At 64.0% G+C, this 22,763-nt stretch carries 28 protein-coding genes and 1 pseudogene; 8 read left to right on the plus strand and 21 right to left on the minus strand.

The features are described 5' to 3' along the window. Positions 1 to 219: pseudogene (locus HPO_RS20745) on the plus strand (uridine kinase); the annotation flags it as partial. A 55-nt stretch (positions 220 to 274) separates the two neighbouring features. Next, the gene (locus HPO_RS19945; protein WP_051612698.1) at positions 275 to 1,102 is read left to right on the plus strand and encodes a CAP domain-containing protein; all 828 of its coding nucleotides are present in this window, start codon (positions 275 to 277) and stop codon (positions 1,100 to 1,102) included. On the opposite strand, the gene HPO_RS16215 is transcribed toward HPO_RS19945, so the two are convergent. The 7 genes from HPO_RS16215 to HPO_RS16245 all read right to left on the minus strand — a co-directional run bounded on the left by HPO_RS16215 (position 1,099) and on the right by HPO_RS16245 (position 5,613). Continuing rightward, positions 1,099 to 1,692, minus strand: a complete 594-nt coding sequence (locus tag HPO_RS16215; protein ID WP_035601123.1) for an NAD(P)H-dependent oxidoreductase — start codon at positions 1,690 to 1,692, stop codon at positions 1,099 to 1,101. The genes HPO_RS19945 and HPO_RS16215 overlap by 4 nt on opposite strands. Then, a complete protein-coding gene (locus tag HPO_RS20750; RefSeq protein ID WP_035601125.1) occupies positions 1,689 to 2,474 on the minus strand; it encodes a hypothetical protein in 786 nt (261 codons plus the stop codon). The genes HPO_RS16215 and HPO_RS20750 overlap by 4 nt, the downstream gene beginning before the upstream one ends. Before the next feature lie 65 nt (positions 2,475 to 2,539). After that, positions 2,540 to 2,989 (minus strand): GFA family protein, encoded by a 450-nt coding sequence (locus tag HPO_RS16225; protein WP_035601128.1) that lies wholly within the window; start codon positions 2,987 to 2,989, stop codon positions 2,540 to 2,542. Between the two features lie 54 nt (positions 2,990 to 3,043). Next, complete coding sequence (locus HPO_RS16230; protein ID WP_035601130.1) at positions 3,044 to 3,301, minus strand: YjhX family toxin; 258 nt, start codon at positions 3,299 to 3,301, stop codon at positions 3,044 to 3,046. 249 nt (positions 3,302 to 3,550) lie between these two features. Continuing rightward, positions 3,551 to 4,369 carry an enoyl-ACP reductase FabI gene (locus tag HPO_RS16235; RefSeq protein ID WP_084324383.1) on the minus strand — a complete coding sequence of 273 codons (819 nt, stop codon included), beginning with the start codon at positions 4,367 to 4,369 and terminating at the stop codon, positions 3,551 to 3,553. A 132-nt stretch (positions 4,370 to 4,501) separates the two neighbouring features. After that, positions 4,502 to 5,038 carry a bifunctional 3-hydroxydecanoyl-ACP dehydratase/trans-2-decenoyl-ACP isomerase gene (gene fabA, locus HPO_RS16240; RefSeq protein WP_035601136.1) on the minus strand — a complete coding sequence of 179 codons (537 nt, stop codon included), beginning with the start codon at positions 5,036 to 5,038 and terminating at the stop codon, positions 4,502 to 4,504. Positions 5,039 to 5,094: 56 nt separating this feature from the next. Next, on the minus strand, positions 5,095 to 5,613 hold the full coding sequence (locus HPO_RS16245) for an SH3 domain-containing protein (RefSeq protein ID WP_035601139.1): 519 nt from the start codon (positions 5,611 to 5,613) through the stop codon (positions 5,095 to 5,097). Positions 5,614 to 5,750: 137 nt separating this feature from the next. Between HPO_RS16245 and HPO_RS16250 the strand changes: the two genes are divergently transcribed. Further along, complete coding sequence (locus HPO_RS16250; protein WP_035601142.1) at positions 5,751 to 6,737, plus strand: 2-hydroxyacid dehydrogenase; 987 nt, start codon at positions 5,751 to 5,753, stop codon at positions 6,735 to 6,737. 12 nt (positions 6,738 to 6,749) lie between these two features. Here the strand turns inward: HPO_RS16250 and HPO_RS16255 are convergent, their stop codons facing one another. From HPO_RS16255 to HPO_RS16275, 5 genes are all read right to left on the minus strand, one after another. Next, the gene (locus HPO_RS16255) at positions 6,750 to 7,748 is read right to left on the minus strand and encodes an alpha/beta fold hydrolase (protein WP_035601144.1); all 999 of its coding nucleotides are present in this window, start codon (positions 7,746 to 7,748) and stop codon (positions 6,750 to 6,752) included. A gap of 75 nt (positions 7,749 to 7,823) precedes the next feature. Next, on the minus strand, positions 7,824 to 8,564 hold the full coding sequence (locus HPO_RS16260; RefSeq protein WP_035601147.1) for a HesA/MoeB/ThiF family protein: 741 nt from the start codon (positions 8,562 to 8,564) through the stop codon (positions 7,824 to 7,826). Further along, on the minus strand, positions 8,561 to 9,148 hold the full coding sequence (locus HPO_RS16265; RefSeq protein ID WP_084324385.1) for a nicotinate-nucleotide adenylyltransferase: 588 nt from the start codon (positions 9,146 to 9,148) through the stop codon (positions 8,561 to 8,563). The genes HPO_RS16260 and HPO_RS16265 overlap by 4 nt, the downstream gene beginning before the upstream one ends. Next, complete coding sequence (locus tag HPO_RS16270) at positions 9,145 to 10,431, minus strand: glutamate-5-semialdehyde dehydrogenase (protein WP_035601149.1); 1,287 nt, start codon at positions 10,429 to 10,431, stop codon at positions 9,145 to 9,147. Before HPO_RS16270 ends, HPO_RS16265 begins: the two co-directional genes overlap by 4 nt. A gap of 44 nt (positions 10,432 to 10,475) precedes the next feature. Continuing rightward, positions 10,476 to 11,402 carry a DUF2785 domain-containing protein gene (locus HPO_RS16275; RefSeq protein WP_051612699.1) on the minus strand — a complete coding sequence of 309 codons (927 nt, stop codon included), beginning with the start codon at positions 11,400 to 11,402 and terminating at the stop codon, positions 10,476 to 10,478. A gap of 114 nt (positions 11,403 to 11,516) precedes the next feature. Here HPO_RS16275 and HPO_RS16280 point away from each other — a divergent pair, with 114 nt between their 5' ends. Continuing rightward, positions 11,517 to 13,085 (plus strand): long-chain-fatty-acid--CoA ligase, encoded by a 1,569-nt coding sequence (locus HPO_RS16280; RefSeq protein ID WP_035601151.1) that lies wholly within the window; start codon positions 11,517 to 11,519, stop codon positions 13,083 to 13,085. Positions 13,086 to 13,096: 11 nt separating this feature from the next. Further along, on the plus strand, positions 13,097 to 13,558 hold the full coding sequence (locus HPO_RS16285; protein ID WP_035601153.1) for a GNAT family N-acetyltransferase: 462 nt from the start codon (positions 13,097 to 13,099) through the stop codon (positions 13,556 to 13,558). A 10-nt stretch (positions 13,559 to 13,568) separates the two neighbouring features. Here HPO_RS16285 and soxR read toward each other — a convergent pair whose 3' ends face one another. Further along, on the minus strand, positions 13,569 to 14,021 hold the full coding sequence (gene soxR / locus HPO_RS16290) for a redox-sensitive transcriptional activator SoxR (RefSeq protein WP_035601156.1): 453 nt from the start codon (positions 14,019 to 14,021) through the stop codon (positions 13,569 to 13,571). 82 nt (positions 14,022 to 14,103) lie between these two features. Here soxR and HPO_RS16295 point away from each other — a divergent pair, with 82 nt between their 5' ends. Together HPO_RS16295 and HPO_RS16300 are read left to right on the plus strand one after the other, a co-directional pair. Continuing rightward, positions 14,104 to 14,520 (plus strand): VOC family protein, encoded by a 417-nt coding sequence (locus HPO_RS16295; protein WP_035601159.1) that lies wholly within the window; start codon positions 14,104 to 14,106, stop codon positions 14,518 to 14,520. Positions 14,521 to 14,615: 95 nt separating this feature from the next. Then, the gene (locus HPO_RS16300; RefSeq protein WP_051612700.1) at positions 14,616 to 15,782 is read left to right on the plus strand and encodes an alpha/beta fold hydrolase; all 1,167 of its coding nucleotides are present in this window, start codon (positions 14,616 to 14,618) and stop codon (positions 15,780 to 15,782) included. 6 nt (positions 15,783 to 15,788) lie between these two features. On the opposite strand, the gene HPO_RS16305 is transcribed toward HPO_RS16300, so the two are convergent. From HPO_RS16305 to HPO_RS16340, 8 genes are all read right to left on the minus strand, one after another. Next, a complete protein-coding gene (locus tag HPO_RS16305) occupies positions 15,789 to 16,058 on the minus strand; it encodes an SEL1-like repeat protein (RefSeq protein ID WP_035601161.1) in 270 nt (89 codons plus the stop codon). Positions 16,059 to 16,278: 220 nt separating this feature from the next. Further along, complete coding sequence (locus HPO_RS16310) at positions 16,279 to 16,683, minus strand: GFA family protein (RefSeq protein ID WP_035601164.1); 405 nt, start codon at positions 16,681 to 16,683, stop codon at positions 16,279 to 16,281. Positions 16,684 to 16,813: 130 nt separating this feature from the next. Beyond that, positions 16,814 to 17,338 (minus strand): CarD family transcriptional regulator, encoded by a 525-nt coding sequence (locus HPO_RS16315; protein WP_011648387.1) that lies wholly within the window; start codon positions 17,336 to 17,338, stop codon positions 16,814 to 16,816. Between the two features lie 283 nt (positions 17,339 to 17,621). Then, complete coding sequence (gene fdxA / locus HPO_RS16320; protein ID WP_035601166.1) at positions 17,622 to 17,963, minus strand: ferredoxin FdxA; 342 nt, start codon at positions 17,961 to 17,963, stop codon at positions 17,622 to 17,624. Positions 17,964 to 18,061: 98 nt separating this feature from the next. Beyond that, positions 18,062 to 18,508, minus strand: a complete 447-nt coding sequence (locus HPO_RS16325; RefSeq protein WP_035601168.1) for a tellurite resistance TerB family protein — start codon at positions 18,506 to 18,508, stop codon at positions 18,062 to 18,064. Next, a complete protein-coding gene (locus HPO_RS16330) occupies positions 18,505 to 18,792 on the minus strand; it encodes an RNA-binding S4 domain-containing protein (protein WP_035601170.1) in 288 nt (95 codons plus the stop codon). Before HPO_RS16330 ends, HPO_RS16325 begins: the two co-directional genes overlap by 4 nt. Before the next feature lie 12 nt (positions 18,793 to 18,804). After that, complete coding sequence (locus HPO_RS16335) at positions 18,805 to 21,621, minus strand: helicase-related protein (RefSeq protein ID WP_035601172.1); 2,817 nt, start codon at positions 21,619 to 21,621, stop codon at positions 18,805 to 18,807. 36 nt (positions 21,622 to 21,657) lie between these two features. Beyond that, positions 21,658 to 22,173 (minus strand): pentapeptide repeat-containing protein, encoded by a 516-nt coding sequence (locus HPO_RS16340; protein WP_084324386.1) that lies wholly within the window; start codon positions 22,171 to 22,173, stop codon positions 21,658 to 21,660. Between the two features lie 89 nt (positions 22,174 to 22,262). On the opposite strand from HPO_RS16340, the gene HPO_RS16345 reads away from it, so the two are divergent. Then, positions 22,263 to 22,718, plus strand: coding sequence for an SAM-dependent methyltransferase (locus HPO_RS16345; protein ID WP_035601175.1), 456 nt, complete (start codon positions 22,263 to 22,265; stop codon positions 22,716 to 22,718). Positions 22,719 to 22,763 lie beyond the last annotated feature (45 nt).

Here is a 22,763-nt window from a genome sequence, read left to right on the forward strand (position 1 = left end):
ATCGAGCGCGGGCGGACGGTGGACTCGGTGCTGCAGCAATACATGTCCACCGTGCGGGCGGCCCATTACCGCTTTACCTATCCGGCGATGTTCGAGGCCGACCTGGTGATCGCCGATGAGGGTGTGCCCGCCTATGGGCATGTGAAGCCTTCGGCTGAGGCGATTGAGCGGATGCTGGCGCCGGTGCTCTCGCGGTTGCAGACGGCCGGGGTGATCTGAGCGCCGTGTGAACTGTCAGGGTGAAGCCGGCGGCCTTCCGTGATAGGAAGGCTTCATGCGCCGCGTGATCGCCAGCCTGGCTTTCCTGTTTCTGCTGCCGCTTCCGGCGCTGGCCTGTGATCTGCGGATCGAGGGGCGGCCTCTGGCGGTCGCCTCCTATGTGGAGATGGCGCGGCCCTGCCTAGCCAACCCGCCGGCCGGATATGCCTTTGACGAGACGCTGGAAGGCCGCTTCCTGGAACTGATCAATGCGGAGCGGAAAACAGCGGGTCTGCCGGCGCTGAAGCTGCGCACGGACCTGCGGGACGCGGCGCGCCTGCACAGCCTGGACATGGCGGTGAACGGATTTTTCGGCCATGTCGGCCCGGATGGGCGGGGGCCGGGCGAGCGGATCGCGGCGCTGGACCGCACGGCCTTGGCTGATTTTTCTGCGGAGAATGTGGCGACCGTTTCCCGGACGGGCGCGCGCATCGGGGCAAATTTTGCGGTCAAGCGCCTGCACCGGAACCTGATGGACAGCCCTAGCCACCGGGAGAACATCCTCCATCCCAAGGCAACGCATGTGGCCTTCGGTGTGGCGCGCACCGAAAATGGGGTCTGGGTGACGCAGCTGTTCATGCGGGTTTCGGGCACATTGCCGGAAGCGGCGCCGCTGAGGGTGAGCAGCGTGCGCGCCCTCACGGGGCGGCCTGTGGGCCTCGAAGGCTGGCGCTTCGTGCGGTATGATATGGTGGCGCCTTCGGGGGCGCTAGAGCCGCCTGCCGGCGGCGTGCGGCCGGGCCGGGACGCTCGGCTGGCCGCCTATGCGACCCAGCCAGGCGATGATCCGCTCTCCTATTACTGGATGCGTTTTCCCGGGCCGGCGGTGACGATCACGCCTTAGGCAAGGCGTTTCGCGGCAGCGCGGCCACGCGCCTCTGCCTGTTTCAGCCAATGCTGAATTTTTTCAGGCTTTGCCGTTTTCACGGTGCCGACCTGCAGGGTACGCACCGGTTTGATGCCTGCGAACTTGAAAACCAGATTCTCCACCTGCAGCTTGGCCGGGCGGCCATAGGCAAGCTGGTCAAACCAGGCCGGGCCGTCCGCCGTCATCAGCGCATCGGCGGAGCGGCCTGCCAGAAGTCTGTCCCACCACGGATCATTCTCGTGATAGCGCATGGCGAATCCGGGAAGATAGGCCCGGTCGATCACGCCTTTCATCTTTGCGGGCATGCCGCCCCACCATTGGGGATAGGCCCAGCAGAGATGGTTTGCCCACAGAATATTCTCGCGCCATGCCTCCAGGCAGGGTTCCAGAACCTTTCGGGAATGGTAGCCGTCATGCAGGTCTGGATCGAAGCTCATGTCTGAAAGATGCATCCGCCGGATTTCGGCGCCGTGCGCGCGGGCGCCCCGTTCGTAGGCATCTGCCATGCCATGGCTGAGCGAGGTTTCGCGCGGATGGCCGACCCAGAGAAAAATGCGTGCTGTCATTCTGTCTCCGGAGTGAGGGTGGGGATCATATAGGTGGCGGCCGTGAGCAGCTTCGAGACGGCGAAGTCCATATAACAGGAATGGGAAATGTAGCGTGTGGGCAGGCCCGGCTGTTTCACCTCGGCCATATAATAGGCCGAGTCCGGTGGGCAGAGCCATTCTTCGCGGCCATACTCGTCGATTTCGTTCAGCGGAACAGAATAGGGCAGGCGGTCCGGCCCGTTCAGGTAACACGGATCAGACAGGAACGCGTCGAGGGTGGCTGCGTCGCCCGGGTTGAGCGCCGAGTTGGTGTAGGGCGGGCGGGGCGGAGGGGGTGGCTCGGGCTGCCAGTTTTCAAAGCCCGGCAGCAGGTTGCCGTCGGCATCGATCGGCGGCGGCGGGGGAGGCGGCGGTGGGGGCACGCCATAGTTGATGTTGTCTGTGGCGATCTGCCAGGCGCCATCGGCGGCCTTCCAGAGGGTGATGCGGGTGTCCAGTGGCCACATGCCGGTTGGGGGCACGCGGACGCGCAGGCGCGTCTCGGCCTCTTCGGCGCCCGGAGGGAGCGGCGTGATCGACGTGTATTCCAGAATCTGGGCTTCCCGCTGAGCGGCCTCCGCGGCATTCTTCGTCTTGATCTTTGCCACATCGAATTGTCCGGCGCCGGGGCATACCCCACCCTCCGTGCCGACCAGCAGGGGCGTCGCCGCCGGGGTGCCAGGCTGCGAGGCACAGCCGGACAGCGCCAGGGCGCTGCAAAATGTCAGGGACGCCACCCGATGAAGATTTCGCCGTGCCATGTCTGTCCCCCTTGGTAGTCTGCATCCAGATTGCTCCGGGATTCCGCTCCCCTTGGCAAGCCGGTTCAGTCCTCCTTGCGGAGGATATCGAGGCTCGGCCGCCTTTGGGCAGCGGCGGATGTAGACCGTTGTATGCTGTCTCCCGTGATCTCCACCCAGCCATGGCGGCGATCATCATAGACCGAAAATCCGGGGGCTGGCATATCCGTTCCGGCAAAGGCGCCATAGGGAACGGCGGTGACGCCCGGCCAGTTTTCGATCGTATAGGCAATGGTCGAGCCGCAGTCCGGGCAGAAGCGGTAGGTGATACAGTTGCCGCTGTCGGCAACGCGCGTCCATATCTTTGAAGTGCCGGTGACGGTGACATGCTCATCTGCCCAGCGGGCCTGTGCCCCGAAGGCGCTGCCCGAGCGTTTCTGGCAGGCATGGCAATGACAGACCGAAACGCGGACTGGCTCTCCCCGGCAGATGGCGGAAAGCTGGCCGCAGCGGCAGGTGGCAGTGCGTTCACGCATCGGGTGGCCCCTTCGGTTTTACCTGATGAGGATAACCGAAGGGGCCGGACCCGGCTAGCAATTGTCCGGCTGTGAACGGACGAGTTGCAGGCCGCGCCGCGTGATGCGGTAGGGTTGGCCGCCATGGGAGGCGATGGTTCGTCGCCGCTTCAGCTTGCGGAAAAGGTCCATGTCTAGGCCGGCATAGCGCCAGCCATCGCGGGAGAAGCAATGGACTTCTTCAGGTTTGCCTGCCTCGTTGCGGACAAGGTCTATCCGCCCGCCCTGGGCGAGCAGGTGGAGGATGCGCTGTTCAGCGCGGGAAATATCCATGGTGTGTCGGTCTCTGGTCCCGCGCCCCGGAGTACATCAGGGGCGCATGAAAACGTCTCCAGCGCGGCTTCCAGGTGGAAGGGCGCCGGGCTCTACGCTTTCGCCGGCCTGCCTTGCACTGATCTCAGCGCGGGAACGGCAGGCCCTTCAGCGGGACTCAGACAGGGTACGGACCATAAAAACCTCAAAGGGCGAGACACCCATTTTGGAATGCCCCGCCCCGAAGTCAATATTGGAAGAGAAAGAAGCCTACTCTTCCTCGCCCGCATCCGGCACGCCGACAACGTGGAAGCCGGCATCGACATGGATGACTTCGCCCGCGATGGAACGGCCGAGGGGGGAGAGGAGGTAGAGCGCGCAGCCCGCGACGCCTTCCATGCTGGTGTCTTCCTTCAGAAGCGACCAGTTGCGGCCCGTGCCCATCAGGCTCTTGCCGCCGCGGATGCCGGCCAGCGACAGCGTGCGCATGGCGCCGGCTGAGATGGCGTTGACGCGGATACCCTGGGGGCCAAGGTCGCGCGCGGCATAGCGGGTGGAGGCTTCCAGCGCCGCCTTGGCCACGCCCATGACATTGTAGGAAGGCACGGTGCGCTCGGCGCCGAGATACGTCATGCAGATGATCGAGCCGCCATCCGGCATGATTTCCGAGGCGCGGCGGGCGCAGTCGATAAAGCTGTATACGGAGATATCCATCGCGCGGCGGAAGCCTTCGCGGGTGGTGTTGGCGACCATCGAGCCCTGCAGCTCATCTTTCCCCGCAAAGGCGATGGAATGGACGAGGAAATCGATCTTGCCCCACTTTTCCTTGATGGCGGCAAAGGCGGCATCCATGGAGGCGTCGTCGGTCACATCTGCCGGGATCATCGTGTCCATGCCGATGGATTCGACGAGGGGGCGCACGCGGCGCTCCAGGCTTTCGCCCTGATAGGTGAAGGCAATCTCAGCGCCCTGGGCGGCGAGCTGTGTGGCGATGCCCCAGGCGATGGAGTTCTGGTTGGCAACGCCCATCACGACGCCGCGCTTGCCCTTCATCAGGTCGCCTTTCGGCATGTTCCAGTCATCGGCCATCGGGGGCTCCCTCATATCCAGTTTTGCTTGGGGATTGGGCTAGGCGGGGCTGTGTTTGCCGTCAAGACGGGAAAGGCCCGGACGCTGTGGGCGAACCGGGCCTTCCTGGTGTGCTGATTGGCCGTCTGGGGCCTAGTCGAGGTCTGACGGGTTCATCAGGCCGACTTTCATGTCTTCAGCGGTATAGACCAGCTTGCCATCGGTGATGACACGGCCATTGGCGATGCCCAGGACGAGCTTGCCGCGTTTCACGCGCTTGATGTCGATTTCGTAACGGACCAGCTTGCGTTTGGGCGTGATCTGGCCGGTGAACTTCACCTCGCCAACGCCGAGGGCGCGGCCCTTGCCGGGCGAGCCCGACCAGCCGAGCCAGTAGCCCACGGCCTGCCACATGGCATCCAGGCCAAGGCAGCCGGGCATCACGGGGTCGCCGGGGAAGTGGCACTGGAAGAACCAGAGGTCAGGGGTGATGTCGAGTTCGCCGACAACATGGCCCTTGCCGAAGGCGCCGCCATCCATGCTGATTTCCGGGATCCGGTCCATCATCAGCATCGGCGGGGCGGGCAGCTGGGCATTGCCGGGCCCGAAATAGTTGCCGAGACCGGACTGGATCAGGTCTTCTTTGGTATAAGACGATTTGGGGGTGTGAAAGTCGTGCGGACCCTGCATGTCTGGGTTCCTCAATCAGTTGGGATCACGCCTTCCAGCCGACGCCTTCCGCGTTGTCAACCTTTAGTGCCGGATAGAGCCGGAGCCACGCTGCTCACGCCCCACAGGTTGGCGCGGGGCATCCAGCCACGGTAGCCGGCCGTTTCCACCTCGCAGGCGGCCCCATCACAGCCGCTGACCTGTACCAGGACGCCTTTGCCGATCTCGGCGACGCCCTCTGCGTCCTGCGCCGGGCTTGCCCCCAGAACGGTGGTGCGGGTGACGATGGCGGTGGAGCCTTCTGCCAGCATTCGCATATGCACCCAGACCTCATCGCCGGCCGGATCGCGCACGCGGTACCATTCGCCGCTTTCCTTGACGACCATCACCGGCAGGCCCTTGCGGTTATACTGCCAGGCGATGGGGGAGGAGAGGCTGGGGCCCGTGCGGCCGTTTACTTCGGCCCAGCGCAGCGTCTCGAAGCGGGGCACAGGCTTGCCGGAGAAACGGCTGACGCGCGGCTCGGCGGCCGGATCGGCCCCAGCGCCCGCCGAGAGGGCAAGGAGGATGGCCAGAACGAGGGGTGCCCGTTTCATGTGCAAAGCTTCCATCAGGAGGGGAAGGTGCATTCTCGCACCTACGCATGAATCCACAGTAAAGCTGAGAGAGATTGGCGGGACGGATTGGCTCTGCTAAGCCCCCGATAAATAATAAAAGCACCGATGGGAGTCCCATGCCGGCCAGCAAACTTAAAGTCGTCGTCACCCGCAAGCTTCCGGCGCCTGTTGAGCTTCGGATGAAGGAGCTGTTCGACGCCCGGCTGAACGAAAGTGACCGGCCGTTTTCCGCCGAGGAACTGGCTGAGGCGATGCAAACCGCTGATGTGCTGGTGCCGACGGTGACCGACCGGATCGATGGCCGCCTTCTGGCCCGCGCCGGCGAGCAGCTGCGCCTGATTGCCCAGTTCGGGGCAGGGGTGGACAATATCGATGTGGCGTCTGCTGTTCAGCGCGGCATCACGGTGACGAATACGCCCGGCGTGCTGACCGATGACACGGCAGACGTGGCCATGGCGCTGATCCTGGCGGTGCCGCGCCGCCTGCACGAAGGCGTGCAGATCATGGAAGCGGGCAAGTTTGATGGCTGGACGCCAACCTGGATGATGGGCCGTCGCCTGTCGGGAAAGCGCCTCGGCATCATCGGCATGGGCCGCATCGGCCAGGCCGTGGCCCGGCGCGCGCGCGCCTTCGGCATGCAGATCCACTATCATAACCGCAAACCGGTCAGCGCCCGCATCGAGGAAAGCCTGGAGGCGACCTATTGGGACTCGCTCGACCAGATGCTGGCGCGGATGGATATCGTTTCCATCAACTGCCCGCATACGCCGGCGACTTTCCATCTGATCAATTCGCGGCGCCTCAATCTGATGAAGCCGGAAGCCTACATCATCAACACCGCCCGCGGCGAAGTCATCGATGAGGCCGCGCTCGCCCGCGCCATCCGCGCCGGAAAGATCGCCGGGGCGGGCCTGGATGTGTTCGAACGCGAACCGGCGGTGAACCCGGAACTGATCGGCCTGCCCAATGTGCTGCTGCTGCCGCATATGGGCTCGGCTACCATCGAGGGGCGCACCGAGATGGGCGAGAAGGTGATCATCAACATCAAGACCTTCGCTGACGGCCACCGCCCGCCAGACCGTGTGATCCCCGCCATTCTCTAATTTGCCAACTGATCAATGAGTCGGCAGGCTGGTATTCTCTGCCGGCAGCCCCTGCACGCGGGTTGTCAGGAAGGCGCGCAGATCCGCAATCGACTGGGCGGCGATTTCCTCCTGCGGCAGGTGGCCGACATCGGGATAGAGCTTCAGCTCAGCGCCCGGAATGGCGGCGGCAAACTGCTCGCCATGCGATGCCGGGATGAGGTTATCCTTCTCGCCATGCATCACCAGGGTGGGCACGGTGATGGCCGAGAGACGCTCGGGCGTAGCCTCGGCGCGGGTGCCGCGGCCGGCGGACAGGGCGAGCAGCGCTTCGCGGTGGCAGGGCGCGCGGGCGAGGGAGGCATACCGGTCCACCATCGCGTCCGTCACGAAAGACGGATCGGCAAAACTGTCTTCAAGGCCCGGCCGGATCAGCGACGACATGTCGAGATCCTTCACCAGTTTCCGTACCAGGCCGATTTCCAGCAGGCGGAAGATAAAGGGCCGGTCATCGCTTTCCGCTTCGCTGCGCGGCCAGCCAGCGGCGTCCACCAGCACAAGGCCTTCAAGCTTTTCCGGATGGGCGAGGGCATAATTCCAGGCCGCGCCGCCGCCCATCGAATTGCCGGTCAGCGTGAAGCGGTCTGCTTTCACCGCCTGCGTCACCCGGTCGATCACATCCACGAACTGGTCTGTGCCGATGGCATCATTGTCGATGCAGCGGGAAAGGCCGTGGCCGGGCAGGTCGAGGCTGATCACACGGTAGTCGCGTTTCAGGTCGGCCACCCAGGGCTTCCAGGTGTGCAGCGATGCCGAGAAGCCATGAACCAGAACGATCACCGGCGCATCGCGCGGGCCGACATCCCTGAAATGAATCCGCATTTCCTCACCCAGAGCGAGATAGCGGCTGTCAGAACTCGCATAGATCGTTTCCAGCTGGTCATACGGAATGTCGTCCCGCTTCAAAGACCACCAGCCTGCAAACAGGATGACGCCGAGCGTTATGACGACTGCGAGAAAACGGGAAAACATCTGGCGCGAAGAATCCGATCAAGAAAACTGCTTCGCGAGTAACGCGCGCAGCGGCCTGCATGTCAAATCTTCTGTTCAGATCGAACAGACCGGACACTGAGAATCTCTCCGCAGACCGACCGTTCGCATCTGGCAGCGCAACCCGTCGATGAGAAGGATGCGCCCAATGAGCGGCTCGCCCGCACCGGTGATCAGTTTCACCGCTTCCAGCGCCATCGTTGAACCCGTCATGCCGGTGATCGCGCCAACGACGCCCACCTCATCGCAGGCTTCGGCGGCAGGCGGCATTTCCGGAATCCAGCAGGCATAACAGGGCGCCTCCGCCACGAGGCCCGAGGCAAACACGCTGACCTGTCCACTCCAACCGCTGGCGGCGCCGGAGACCAGGTAGCGCCCGTTTGCATGCGCGAACTTGTTGAGGAGGAAGCGGGTCTGAAAGTTGTCAGTGGCGTCTATAAGTATATTTCCGGAGGGGGCGGCGCCATCGGCGAAACGCTCGTTTTTTATGTCGACATGGATCGCCGGATCGAGCGCGGTGATGCGGCGGGCAAGCTGGACGGCCTTTTCCGCGCCGGTATCACTTTCCGTGAACTGTATCTGCCGCTGCAGATTTGAGCGTTCCACCCGGTCGTCATCCCAAAGCTCGATCTGGCCAATGCCTGCCGCCGCCAGGTAGAGCGCGGCAGGGCCGCCCAGGGCGCCCGCCCCAATGATCGACACCGAGGCGGCGCGCAGTTTCGCCACGCCGGGCCCGCCGATTTCCTTCAGCAGGATATGCCGGCGGTGCCGGTCAAGGTCTTCGGGTGAGAGGCTCATGGGCATGCCCTCAGCGCTGTTGAGGACAGCGGATTTTCCCGTACACGGATGTAAACCCAGGCAGGCGGGATCGCCTGGGAGAGCGCAGCGGCGCTCGTCTCGGGCAGGCGGTGGCGCGCGAATTTGCGCGCAAAGGCCGTGGCGCGGGTAATGCGTGCGCCCGGACGGCCGATCACGGCAATAGGCACGCTGCGGGCGATTTCTTCCCAATCCTTCCAGCGCTGGAAGCCGGCCAGATTATCCGCCCCCATCAGCCAGACAAAGCGCGCATCGGGCGCGGCCTTTTGCAGCGCGCGCAGCGTGTCGATGGAATAGGTGAGGCCCAGCTGGGCCTCAAGATCGGTGACGCGCATGCCAGCGCTGCGAGCGATGGCGCGGGCAGAGGTGAGGCGGGCGGCATACGCTCCGTGGTCGGATTTCAATGGATTGCCGCGCGCCACGATCCACCAGACCTGATCGAGGCTCAACCGCTTGCGCGCGGTTTCGGCAACCAGAAGATGGCCCGCATGGGCGGGATTGAAGCTGCCGCCAAAGAGCCCGATGGCAAGACCCTTGGCGGGACCGGGCAGGCGGGGGCGTATCAAGGGCGAACCTGTCCTGTTCCGCGCACGGCATATTTGTAGGTGGTGAGCTGCTCGGCCCCCACCGGTCCGCGCGCATGGATGCGGCCCGTGGCGATGCCGATTTCGGCGCCAAAGCCAAACTCGCCGCCATCGGCAAACTGGGTGGAGGCGTTATGCACCACGATAGCCGAATCGACATTGGCAATGAAAGCTTCTGCGGCGGCGGCGTCTTCGGTGATGATCGCGTCCGTATGGCCCGACGACCAGCGGGCGAGATGGGCAAGCGCGCCGGGCAGGCCATCGACCACGGCGATGGAAAGGATCGCGTCAAGATATTCGGTGGCCCAGTCTTCTTCGGTGGCCGGGGTGATGTCGCCCAGGATGGCGCGGGTGCGGCCATCGCCGCGCAGCTCGCAGCCTGCCTCGGTCAGCGCTTTGGCAATAAGCGGCAGCAGGGTGGGGGCGGCCGCCACATCCATCAGCAGCGTTTCGGTAGACCCGCACACGCCGGTGCGGCGCATCTTGGCGTTGAGCACGATGTCGACGGCTTTTTTCGGATCGGCGGCGGCGTGGACAAAGGTGTGGCAGAGCCCTTCCAGATGGCCGATCACCGGCACGCGGGCCTCGGCCTGCACGCGCTCCACCAGGCTGCGCCCCCCGCGCGGTACGATCACATCCAGCGCGCCGTTGAGGCCGCCGAGCATATGGCCCACGGCTTCGCGGTCAGTCGTGGCAACCAGTTGGATCGCATCCACCGGCATTTCTTCCGATTTCAGCGCGCCGCGCATCGCGTCGGCCAGGGCATGAGATGTCTTCGCGCTTTCCGAGCCGCCGCGCAGGATCGCAGCATTGCCCGAGCGCAGGCAGAGCACGCCGGCATCGACCGTCACATTCGGGCGGCTTTCATAGATGATGCCGATCACGCCGAGGGGCACGGAAATGCGCGCAATGTCGAGCCCGTTGGGCCGGGTCCAGCGGGCAAGCTCGCGGCCCAGCGGATCGGGCAGGTCGGCCACGGTTTCAACGCCGACGGCAATGCCTTCTAGGCGCTTCTCATCAAGGGCGAGCCGGTCGAGCATCGACGGGGCGAGCCCCTTGGCGCGCGCAGCCGCCATGTCTTCCTCGTTCGCGCGCAGGATTTCCGGGCCGGCCGCGCGGATGGCGGCGGCGATGGCCTTCAGCGCGCGGGTGCGATCCTGCGCGGTCAACAGGCCAAGTTCACGCGAAGCGGCGCGGGCGCGGCGCCCCATATCGAGCATCGTTTCGGCAAGCGCGGCGCTGGGCGGAGGTGTCTGAACGGTCATGCGCACCCAAGTGCCGCAAATGGGCCTCTGCTGCAAGGTTTGGCTCAGGGCAGGGAGTTCAGCAGGGCAAAGGCGCCGCGCGCTACAGGCTCATAGGTTGCCTCATTGCTGGCCTTGGCGCTGACATAGACGGCCTCGGCGAAGGCCCGCAGATTGTGCAGCTTGGCAAGCGCCGCCTCGGAGCCATAGACGTTTTCCCGCAAGGGATCGTCCCCCGGCCAGAGGCTTTCAAACCACAGCGTCCATTCTTCCTCGCCGAAGAACTCCCGCTGGGCGAGATACATCACCGGCGCGGCCAGCCGCTCGTTTTCGCCGAAGATGTAAGAATGATCGGTGGGGCCGGCTTTCAGCGCCACGGCGGCGAGGATCGCTTCGGCCTGCGGCTTGGTCAGCTGCGGGTTCAGCGACAATTGCATCAGCAGGTCGGCTGTATGGGCCACGCCATGGCGCCAGCCTTTGGCGTCACTGAAGCCGCGATAATCGGTGAGGCCGGCCAGATAGGCATGGGCCGCTGCGATCAGTCCGTCACGCGCTTCTGGCTCCATCCAGGGCGTGATCCGGTCGGTGCGGGCCACTTCTGCCAGGGTGAGCATGGCAAAGGGGCGGGCAAAGCCCGCGGCGTCTTCCGGGGCGCCGGCCATGCGCAGGGTTTCCTGCATCACGCCCATGACCGTCTCCCGCCCGATCAACTGGCTGCGCATCATCTGAGAGAGGGCCGCATAGGCCGCGCCATCCCGCAGGTCCGGATCGGGGTCGCTCAGGCAGGGCAGCAGGGCCAGCGCCAGGTCTTCGCGCTCTGCCGGGCCCATATCCAGCACCGCTTCGGCGCGGGCGCGTTCATCGCCCAACGCGGCAAGGGCGGCGGCAGGCTCGCATGGGGTGTATGATCCGGCGGGCGATGCAAGCCCTGCGGGCTGGGAAGCGCCGGCGCAGGCTGCCAGCAGGAGAGGGGCAATCAGGGTCCGCAGCATATCAGGGGCCTCCGGGCGCGCATTTGCCACCGTTGCGCGCTCCAAACCGGGCTGACAAGCCAGCGGAAGGCATTAAGGTTCCCGCCAAGAAACCATCCCGGCCGGAGGAACCCCATGATCGACATCGAAGCGATGCCCTATATTGCGGATATTCCGCCCGTGCAGGCCCGCCTGCGCCCGCAGGAAACTGCAATCTGGTTCGAGGGGCGCGCCACCAGCTTTGCCGAGCTTGATACCCGTTCCAGCCAGATCGCCAATGGTCTCATCCGTCTCGGCATCCAGCCGGGCGACCGGGTGGGTTATCTGGCGAAGAATACCGACGTCTATTACGAGATCCTCTTCGGCTGCGCCAAGGCGCGCGCGGTGATGACCGGCGTGAACACGCGCCTCGCCCCGCCGGAGGTGAAGTTCATCCTGTCAGACGCCAAGGCGAAGGTGCTGTTCGTCGGCAAGGATTTCTATTCCATGATCGACCAGATCAAGGATGAACTGCCGGACCTGACGCGCATCATCACGCTGGATGGCGACCGGGAAGACTGGGACTATTTCCCCTCCTGGCGCGATTCCAAACCGGCCACGGCGCCGGGGCTGACCGTGGAGGGGGATGACGATGTAATCCAGCTCTACACCTCCGGCACGACCGGCCTGCCCAAGGGTGTTCAGCTCACGAACGACAATTACCGCGCTTTCTTCACCCAGGCCGGCATGCTGGAATGGTCCAGCTATGATGCGGGTGAGGCAATCATGAATGCCATGCCGCAATTCCATGTGGCGGGCGTGAATGTCGGCGTACTGGCAAGCCTTCAGGGCGCCAAGACGGTGATCCTGCGCGAGATCGATCCGCAGCTGATCCTGCGCCTCATTCCCGAACACAGGATCGCCCATGCCTTCTGGGTACCCGCCGTGATCCTGATATTGACCCAGCAGCCGAATATCCGGGAGACGGATTTCTCCAGCCTGAAACAGGTTTTCTACGGCGCCTCGCCGATCTCCGAAGCCCTGCTGCGCACGGCGGTGGAGATCATGGGCGCGCGCTTCACCCAGCTTTATGGCCTGACCGAGACCGTCGGTGCCGGGACATTCCTGCCGCCCGAAGCGCATGATCCAAGCTGGGGCAAGCTGCGCTCCTGCGGCGTGCCCTGGCCGGGCGCTGTGGTGCGCGTGGTGGATGGGGAGGGCAAGCCCGTTCCGACCGGGGACGTCGGCGAGATCGTCATCAAGTCAGGTTTCGTGATGAAGGGCTACTGGAACCGCCCGGACGCGACGCAGGACGCGGTGCGCGATGGCTTCTTCCATACTGGCGACGCGGGCTATTTCGACGAGGACGGCTTTCTCTACATCCATGACCGGGTGAAGGACATGATCGTCTCGGGCGGGGAGAATGTTTACCCCGCCGAAGTGGAGAATGCGATCTTCGGCGCGCCGGGCGTGGCCGATGTTGCCGTCATTGGCGTGCCCGATGAAAAGTGGGGCGAGGCGGTGAAGGCCATCGTGGTGAAGAAGCCTGGAGAAGATCCGTCCCCGGAAAGTATCATCGCCTGGGCGAAGGATCGCATTGCGTCGTACAAGGCACCCAAATCGGTGGACTTCATAGAGGCGTTGCCCCGCAATCCTTCCGGCAAGATCCTGCGCAAGGATCTGCGCGAGCCTTACTGGAAAGGCATGACGCGCCGCGTGGGGTAAGGCATCGCGCGATGCACATTGTGTTTTCTGCGGCTACGCCGGAAGACTTCAAGCGGCTGCTCGCGCTGCGCCTGTCAGTAATGCGTGAACATCTGGAACGTCTCGGCCGGTTTGATTCGGATCGGGCGCGGGCCCGATTCTCGGCAGGCTTTGCGCCCGCTTTCACCAGGCTTGTCCATCTGGATGGCGCGTTTGCCGGATGCGTCACGCTGCGGCCCGGCGGAGAGGGCATCGAGCTGGAACATTTCTATTTGCGACCCGAATTTCATGGGCAGGGAACCGGCAGCAGAATCCTTGCGTGCCTTCTGGAGGAGACAGACCAGGCCGGCCAGAGGGTTCATCTTGGCGTGCTGAAGCAAAGCCCGGCCAGGCGTTTTTATGAACGCCATGGTTTTGTGTTCACCCATGCCGGGGAGTTCGATGACTATTTCATCCGTATGCCGCGGCAAGGTACCCCGTCCCTGGCCCGCTGAACATCCGGCTTCAGCCATCGGGCAGCGCAAAGCGCGGGCCGGTGCCCGTCTTGCCCGCCTGATCGCCCGGATTGTAGAGCGCGCAGCGTTTCAGCGATAGGCAGCCGCAACCGATGCAGCCGTCCAGCGTCTCGCGCATCTGTTCCAGCTGCGCGATCTTGCGGTCGAGCACGCTGCGGATTTCATGGCTGATCTGGCGCCAGTCTGCTGCGGTGGGGGTGCGCCCTTCCGGCAGGGAGGCAAAGGCGCGCGCCACATCCTCGATCGTCAGGCCAAGGGATTGGGCAATCCGGATGAAAGATACCCGGCGGATGTCTGACCGCAGAAACCGCCGGTGGCGCCCGGCCGAGCGCAGAGAGCGCACAAGCCCGCGTTCCTCATAATAGCGCAGCGCAGAAACAGCGACGCCCGTGCGCGCGGCAAGCTCGCCAATGGTCAGGATGTCAGAATGTTTCAGGGTCATGCAATTCTTCGCTTGATCTAAAGTGCACTTGAGATTGTATCAGAAAGGTCAGGCATCAACCAGCCCCGGAAAGGGACCCGCCATGACACAGTCAATTCATCGCCCCGCCCGCATAGAACACGTCAACATCACTGTTCCGGATTCGGAACATGCCGCGCGTATCTTCGAGCAGATCTTCGGCTGGCATGTCCGCTGGCGCGGAAAGGCGATGAGCGGCGGGCATACCGTGCATGTCGGTTCGGAAAACCATTACCTGGCCCTCCATTCTCCGCCAGCGGGGAAACCGTGCCCGGAGCGGTTCGAGAAGGGCCTGCCGCTCAATCATATCGGCATTGAGGTGGACGATATCGTCGCCATAGAAACGCTGGTGCGCCGGGCAGGCTATACGCCTTTCGGGCATGATGATTACGAGCCGGGGCGCCGTTTCTACTTCTTCGACGAGAGCAATATCGAGTTTGAGGTAGTCTCCTACGCGCCTGTGTTGGAGTATGCTGGCTGAGCGGATGCGCTCTCTCCCCGTGACAGCCGGCCCGGCGGGAGGTGCATCCAAATGCGCTTCCCGCCGCATCGCGTATTGGAAAAGGGAGATACATCATGAATTTCTGCGCCGCGCCTGCCACCATCCTTGCCGCTTTCCTGATGGCGGCCTGCTCGCCTGCGACGGCTCCTGCGCCTGAAACGCCTGCTGAAACCGCTGCTCCAGCCCCCGTCGATGGGCGCGCGATTGTTGCGGATATTGGCGCCATCAACACGCCCAATGGCATTGAGGAATCCTATGCCGCGCGCATCGGCGGCATCGATCAATGGATCAGCGTGCGTGGCAAGGACCGGAACAATCCGGTGATCCTGCTGGTGCATGGCGGCCCCGGCTCGGCAGAGCTTGCCATCGGTTGGACCTTCCAGCGCGGCTGGGAGGATTATTTCACCGTGGTGCAGTGGGACCAGCGCGGGGCAGGGAAGACCTGGTCGCTGAATGATCCGGAGACAGTCATTCCGACGCTCACCATGGATCAGATGACCGGCGATGTGATCGAGATGATCGAACATGTCTGCCAGAAACTCGGCAAGGAGAAGGTGATTGTGCTGGGCCATTCCTGGGGCACGATCATCGGCCTCAAGGCGGCGATGGCGCGCCCTGACCTGGTGGCGGCCTATGTGGGGCATGGCCAGGTGATCAACATGCAGCGCAACGAGGAAGAAGGCTTCCGGCTGACTCTGGCCGCGGCGCAGGCAGACGGAAACGCAGAAGCCGTGGCGGCGCTGGAGGCGCTGGCGCCCTATCCGGGGGATCTGACGGTGGCGCGGATCGGGGATCAGCGAACCTGGTCAATCCATTATGGGGGCCTTGCCGCCTATCGCGAGAATGCCTCGGCCTGGTTCCGAGCCATGCGGCTGTCGGCCGAGTATGATGAGGACGTTCTGAAAGCCTACGACGCCGGCAGCCTGGCCAGCATCACCGCCCTGATGCCGGAGCTGCGCGCGGCGGATCTGGACACGGTCACCCAAAGCCCGGTGCCGGTTTTTCTGCTGCATGGGCGGCGCGACCTGACGACCCCGCCATCTGCCGTAAGGGGCTGGATCGAAACGCTCGAGGCGCCGGTGAAGGCGGAATACTGGTTTGACCATTCTGCCCACCTCGCCTTCATGGAGGAGCCGGGCAAGGTTCTGATGACGCTGGTTACCTGCATCCGGCCCTATGCAACGGAGCCGGACATCGCCGCCGCGCGCCAAAGCGCTGCGGCCTGCGTTCAGGAGCGCTAGGCGCCGTCAGTGAGCCAGACGCATCCAGTCGCGCGCCGCCTGCAGCGCCATCTTCACTTCGGCTGAGGACAGCATTTCCGCCATTTCCTGGCGCTGCACCTTGGCATCCTCATGACCGCGCACAGCGGCGAGGTTGAACCATTTGTGCGCCTCGATCAGGTTGATTTCGGTGCCGGTGCCGGTCGCATAGGCTAGGCCTGCGCGGTAAAGGTCTTCGGCATGGGAATGGGCGCCGAGCAGGCCGGCGGGTTCCACATGTGTATCTGAATAGGCCATGTTGCTTCTCTTTCACTCCTGAACCGGCCGCCGGGTTTTCCCGTGCTGCAACCGGTAATCCATCACGCACCGGATTATCCGGCGACGGATGAAGGGTGCCTTGAGAGCGTTGGAACATGGTTAAAATTGCATTTGCCATGACACGGCTTCGTAAACGTATCGGCCGGCCGTGTTAGGAAAGCGGCTTTTGCGGGCGTATTTTCGCGCCGGAGTTCTCCGATCACGCCATTCCCGGATAACGTTTGAAGGCCGGAATATCGGCAAGGTGCGCCATCCAGGGGGCCTGTTCGGTGGTCTGCACCTGCGCCCCCGGCGTGAAGGCATCGGGCGCGTCCAGGGTCATCAGCTGCACGTCCACAATGCCCGGCAGATAGGTCTCGTTGATGTAGTAGAGACCGGTGCCGCACTCGCTGCAGAAATACCGGAAACTGTCGCCGGAGGAATTGACCGCGCGCGCCTCTCCGACCGTCACACGGAAATCTTCCCTGGGAACCATGGCCCAGGCCACTAACGGCGCGCCGGCGCTCTTCTGGCAATCCCGGCAATGGCAGATCGAGATCCGCTCGGGCGCACTGCCAAGTTCAAAACGCACCTTCCCGCACTGACATCCGCCTGCAATGGCCATGGCCGCCTCCACACTGTTCCCGAAACGTTCTTTTGCATGATACGCCTGCCGGGTCAAACGGGATGCGGGAGGCAAAAAAAGCCCCGCAGAAACTGCGGGGCTTTCTTTGGCGCAAAGGCTCGGCCTGAAATCAGGCGGCCACTTTTTTCTTGGCCAGCGACTTGGCGAGTTTTTCCATCGCCTTGCCTTTGTCGATGTTCTCGACAGCGGCCAGTTCGCGGGCCATCCGGTCCAGCGCGCTCTCATAGAGCTGGCGCTCGGAATAGGACTGCTCGGGCTGGTCGTCGCCGCGGTGCAGGTCGCGAACGACCTCCGCGATCGAGATCAGGTCGCCGGAATTGATCTTGGCTTCGTATTCCTGGGCGCGGCGCGACCACATCGTCCGCTTGATGCGGGCTTTGCCGCCAAGCGTCTTCAGCGCGTCATCAACCAGCTTGGAGCCTGCAAGGGCACGCATACCAGACGCTTCGGCACGATTTGTCGGTACACGCAGGATCATCTTGTCCTGATCAAATGCCACGACATAGACTTCCAGCTGCATGCCCGCGACTGTCTGACTTTCGATACCGGTGATTTTGCCTACGCCGTGCGCCGGATAGACAACACTCTGACCGACCTCGAACGCATGAGTCCGAGCTTCTGCCTTCTTCGCCATGTTCGGTAAGACCCTTTTCTACACACACATTAAGAGAGTCGAGTTTACCCGGCCCAGTTCCTGATTAAGGCTCTGAGTTAGGAATTCCCGCTCTTCTTGATTGTTGTTCAGATATTCCGTGTAGCACATTCTTACAGGAAATACAACAGTCTGGCGCAGGCGGCGCCAGAATGGGAAAGACGCGAAATCGGACAAATCGTTAACGCGTCCTGATCCTTTAATTTCCCCGCAATTACAGCGGGGCACACAAACAAGGAGAAAATATTTCTCCTTAAGGGTGCGGCTAGTCCCCGGTGCCTGGATTGGGGCTGAAGTATTTTTCCAGCTTGCCGGTCACGCTGGCCCATTCGTCCCGGTCAGCCGGAGGTTCCTTCATCCGGGTGATATTGGGCCAGACCTTGGCATATTCGGAGTTCAGCTTCAGCCATTTGCCATCGGGATCGTCCTCGGTGTCCGGCTTGATCGCCTCAGCGGGGCATTCAGGCTCGCAGACGCCGCAATCGATGCATTCATCGGGGTGAATGACGAGCATATTCTCGCCTTCATAGAAACAGTCGACAGGGCAAACCTCGACGCAATCCATGTATTTGCAGCGGATGCAGGCGTCGACGACAATATAGGTCATGGGAGGTCCGGGGTCTTCTGGCGGGAATTGAGCCTCGCAATTGGCGAGGCAAAGCGCCCCTGTCAATGAGGCGTACTACACAGCGCAGGCAGAAAGGCTCAAACTGCGCCGGAAGTGCGCGCCTCTGCGCGGCGGCGGGCCTCGGCGCGCTGCACATCATCGACATGCAGCAGCCCGGCCACATGCCGCACATAGGCATCTTCGAGGTCAGACCGCTCGCCATCGGCCAGGATCACCCGGTAGATTGCCTCCACCACCTTCACCCGTTCCGCCGCCGGCAATTTCTTCGCATGTTTGGTAAACTGATGGCTGCCGACGGCCTCCTCGGCCAGCGCTTCGGCTTCCGAGAGCAGGGCGTCAGCCTTGTCAGCCTCGAACTCGAACGCCTCGACCAGGATCTCGGCGATCATGTCGCTTTCGATATTCACATATACCCCGTCCACCAGCGCCGCCTCGACCAGCAGGGCAGTCACCGCCACATAGGGCGGCATCGACTGTTCTGCGGGCGTTTTCGGCGTCAGCAGGCGCTTGATGCGGTCCATCATGGCTCGGCCTCCAGAGGGCGGTAGAGCGCCCGTGCTTCCTCGGCGGGGCCGCGGCGATCCCCGAGGTCCAGCACTTCAATGCTGTAGATACGCCCGGCTTTCCCGAATGTCACCACATCGCCAACGGTGAGGGCGGCGCCGGGCTTGTCGGTTTTCCGGGTCTGGCCCCTGTGCGACAGGCGCACCCCATGACCCTTGATGTGCGCGGTGGAAAGGGCGCGTGTCTTGAAGAAGCGGGCCCGCCACAGCCAGATATCGAGGCGCAGCGAGACGTCTTCGTTCATGCGGCGCTCGCGCTACTGGAAAGGTTTGTAGACAAAGCTGCCTTCGCCCGCTGCTTCGGCAGGCTTGCCGCCATCGGTGCCCGGCTGGCGCGGTGGCTTCTGCTTCTGCGGCCGGGGAGGCTTTGGCGGCTTCGGCGGCGGCAGCAGCGCAGCGAGCGCGGCAAACGGGCTGTCTGGATCGGCCACCTTGCGCTGGGGCGGGGCAGGGCGGTTGTCCTGGCGCCGGTCGTTGCGGGTGTCACCCCCACGCGGCGGGCGGCGGTCATCCCGGCCGCGGCTGCGGCCTTCGCCGCGCGGGCCTTTGCCCTGCGGGCGATCCGATTGCGGACGATCTCCCGGCGCGCCGTCGCGCTTCGGGCGGCCCCCCTGCGGGCGTTCAGCGCGGGGCGGGCGGGCAGTCTGGCCTTCTTCCGGGCGCGTGCGGGCGCCATAGCGCCACAGCGTTACCGCGCCGGTTTCCTTGTCCTTTTCGGCGGGCGCCAGGCCAAAGCCCTTCAGCACGCCCGGCCAGTCATCGGCTGGGCAGGAAACCATTGAGGCCATGTCGATGGCGATGGCGAAAGCGTTCTTGCCGGCTTCCTTGCGCCGCTTGGCAATCTCCCAGCCAAGGCGTTCGGCAAGGTCAGCGCGCACGGCGCGGCGGCCAAAGCGCAGATAACCGTTTGCGGCGAGCGCTTCTTCCGGCCAGGTGCCGTCCAGCGCGAACGATCCTGCGCCTTCCGGGGCCAGCGGATATTCCGTGCCCGAAGCAACAGCTTTCAGGATGGCAATCACGCGCTGGGCGGCCGGCTTCTGCGCGTCGGGTGCATGCACGGCCACGCGCCCTGCGCGGATGCCGGCAGCCTTCAGGGCTTCGCGCTGCTCCGGCGTGATGCGCGCTGGCGGATCATCCGTCCGCAGATCAACCGCTGCGCCGCTTTCCAGGATACGGAAGGCCAGGCCGCGCGCCATGCCTTCCAGGCCGGCGCCGGCTTCCCCGCTTGCCAGTTTCGCATGGGTGGGCAGCAGGCGGGCAATCTCGCTCTTCAGCCATTCTTCAACACGGGCCAGCGCCGGGGCGCGTTCGCTGGCCTCCACCTCAACCGCGCCGATCAGTTCGGCGCGCGGGGCAATCCAGCTGGCGCCCCTGGCAAGACGGGCAATGGCGGCGCCCTTGAATTCGATCTCCGCCCCTTCGGTCAGCTTGAAAGCGTCCGAAGGCGCACCGGTGATCTCGGCAAGGCGCTGGCTCAGCATCGGGCGGATGGCGGCCAGGGCAGCGCCGCGCACCGCCTTTCCTTCCAGCGTCCGGGCATCCAGAACTGGCTCGAAGGTCAGGCCCTTCAGGCGGCCGACCAGATGGCCTTCAACGGTCACGTCGCCGTCGGGCGTCAGATTGGTCACGAGGGCATCTTCCTTCTTGAGGCTTGCGAGCAGCGCGGTGGTGCGCCGGTCGACAAAGCGGGCTGTCAGCGCTTCGTGTAGCGCGTCGGAGAGGGAGTCTTCAATCTCCCGCGTTTTCTGCTGCCAATAGCCTGGATTTTCCAGCCAGTCAGGGCGGTGGGCGGCATAAGTCCAGGTGCGGATGGCGGCAAGGCGCTGTTGCAGCTTGGCAATATCGCCGTTGGTGGAGGCCAGATCCTCCATCCGGCGCTCGAGCCCCGCATCTGAGAGGCGTGCGTCCGGGTCAGCCAGCGTATCGGCCAGGCCCAGAACGAGGCGCCCATGCCCCTCCGGGCCTGCTTTGCGGAAGTCCGGCAGGCGCGCCAGATCCCACAGCCGGCGCACCTTGCGGTCGCCCGTCACATTCGGCCCGATGCCGCCATCTTCGCTCATCCGCCGCAGCACCCATTCGTCCAGGGCGTGGGGATTGTGGATGAGGCGCGGATTGCCCGAAGGCTTCTCCAGGCTGCGGATGAGGTTCCTGAGACTTGAAAAATCGAGGGCCGAGTTGCGCCACTGGATGGCGTCCACCGGGTCAAACCGGTGGGCCTCTATCGCTTTCCATTCTTCCTCGGTGAAGGGCGGGCAGCTGCCGGTCTCGCCAAATTCGCCATCGGTGCGGAAACGCCCGGCGCGCCCGGCAATCTGGCCGCACTCGGCCAGTGTCAGCGCCCGGTGGCGCCGCCCGTCGAATTTGGAACGTGAGGCAAACACCACCCTGTCGACATTCAGGTTCAGCCCCATGCCGATGGCGTCTGTGGCAACGATATAGTCCACCTCGCCGGACTGGTAGAGCGCCACCTGCGCATTGCGGGTGCGGGGGCTGAGCGCGCCCATCACCACCGCCGCGCCGCCCTTCTGCCGGCGCAGCAGTTCGGCAATCGCGTACACTTCCTCGGCGCTGAAGCCGACAATGGCGGTGCGCTTGGGCAGCTTGGTGATCTTGGTATGGCCGGTATAGCGCAGCTCCGAGAAACGCTCGCGCGGCTCGGTCTCCACGCCCAGCTTCAGTTCGCGCAGCAGGCCGCGCATCGTGTCGGCGCCCAGCAGCAGGGTCTCGTGATTGCCGCGCATGTTGAGGATGCGGTCGGTGAACACATGTCCCCGGTCTTCATCCTCGGCCAGCTGGATTTCGTCGATGGCCAGAAAATCCGGGCGGATATCCACCGGCATCGATTCCACGGTGCAGATGAAATAGCGCGCCGTGGGAGGGCAGATCCGCTCCTCCCCGGTGATCAGCGCGGCATGGGGGTATCCCTTGGCGGCCACCACCCGGTCATACACCTCTCGCGCCAGCAGGCGCAGGGGCAGGCCGATCATGCCGGTCCCATAGCCCAGCATCCGCTCAATGGCGTAATGTGTCTTGCCGGTATTGGTGGGGCCCAGAATGGCCTTGAGTGTTGTCATGTGCGGGGAAGGGATGGGGGCGGGGGCGCGCCCGTGTCAAGCGCGCGGCATGTCAAAGCGGATCATGCCTTCCGCCTCGGGGCGGAAGCCGGGTGGCAGGCGAGTGGCCTCATCATAGAGCGCGCCGGCAAAGCGGGCCTTGCTGATATCGCCCCAGAGGCAGATAGCGCCGCACAGATTGGCGCCGGAAAGGTCGGCCTGCCAGAGATTGGCCCCGGTCATGTCCGCGTCCACCAGATTGGCGTGGGCCAGACGGGCTGATCGCAGGTTGGCGCCTTTCAGCAGGGCGCCCCGCAGATGCGCATGGGTCATCGAGGCGTTCAGCAGCCTTGCATGGTTGAGGCAGGCTCCGGCCAGGTTGGCCCAGTCGAGCCGGGCGCCGCGCAGCTCGCAATTGTGAAACCGCGTCCCGGCAAAATCCTGCCCGCGCAGATCGGCGCCATGAAAGTCACGCCCTTCGATCAGAAGGCCGGCTCCAGCCACGGCTGCCCGCACGTCTCGTCCTGTCGCCAGAATGTCCATCAGTGACCCGTTTTGTCCCAGTCTGTCCATTTGAGGTTATTCGCGGGGCATTGAAAGACCCGCGATTGACATGCGTTTCGTTCCGGGCGGACAATCACGTTTTGGCAGGGAGAGACGCCATGATCACGCTCGAACCGGTCGGCTGGGTGCGGGGAGGGCGATCCGATCCCGTGGACGACAACTGGGACAGCGAACAGGCGGTGATCGAACTGGCGCCTGCCTTCCCCGAAGGCGCCCTGGCAGGGCTTGAAACCTTCAGCCACGCCGAAATCATCTTTTTCTTCAACCGCGTACCTGAATCGAAGATCGAAACCGGCGCGCGTCATCCGCGCGGCAATACAGCGTGGCCCCAGGTCGGCATCTTTGCCCAGCGCGGCAAGAACCGGCCAAACCGCTTGGGGCTCTGCACATGCCGGATCATCAGCCTGGCCGGGCGCTCTCTCCGCGTTCAGGGGCTGGACGCGATCGACGCCACACCCGTGCTCGATATTAAACCGGTCATGCGCGAATTCTTGCCCCGTGGCCCGGTTTCCCAGCCGGAATGGGCAACAGAACTGATGCAGGGTTACTGGTAGGGCGACCTTCGGGAATTGCGGATTGGACAGCCCGCCTCGGGCGTC

Source organism: Hyphomonas polymorpha PS728, from assembly GCF_000685315.1.
Classification (GTDB): domain Bacteria; phylum Pseudomonadota; class Alphaproteobacteria; order Caulobacterales; family Hyphomonadaceae; genus Hyphomonas; species Hyphomonas polymorpha.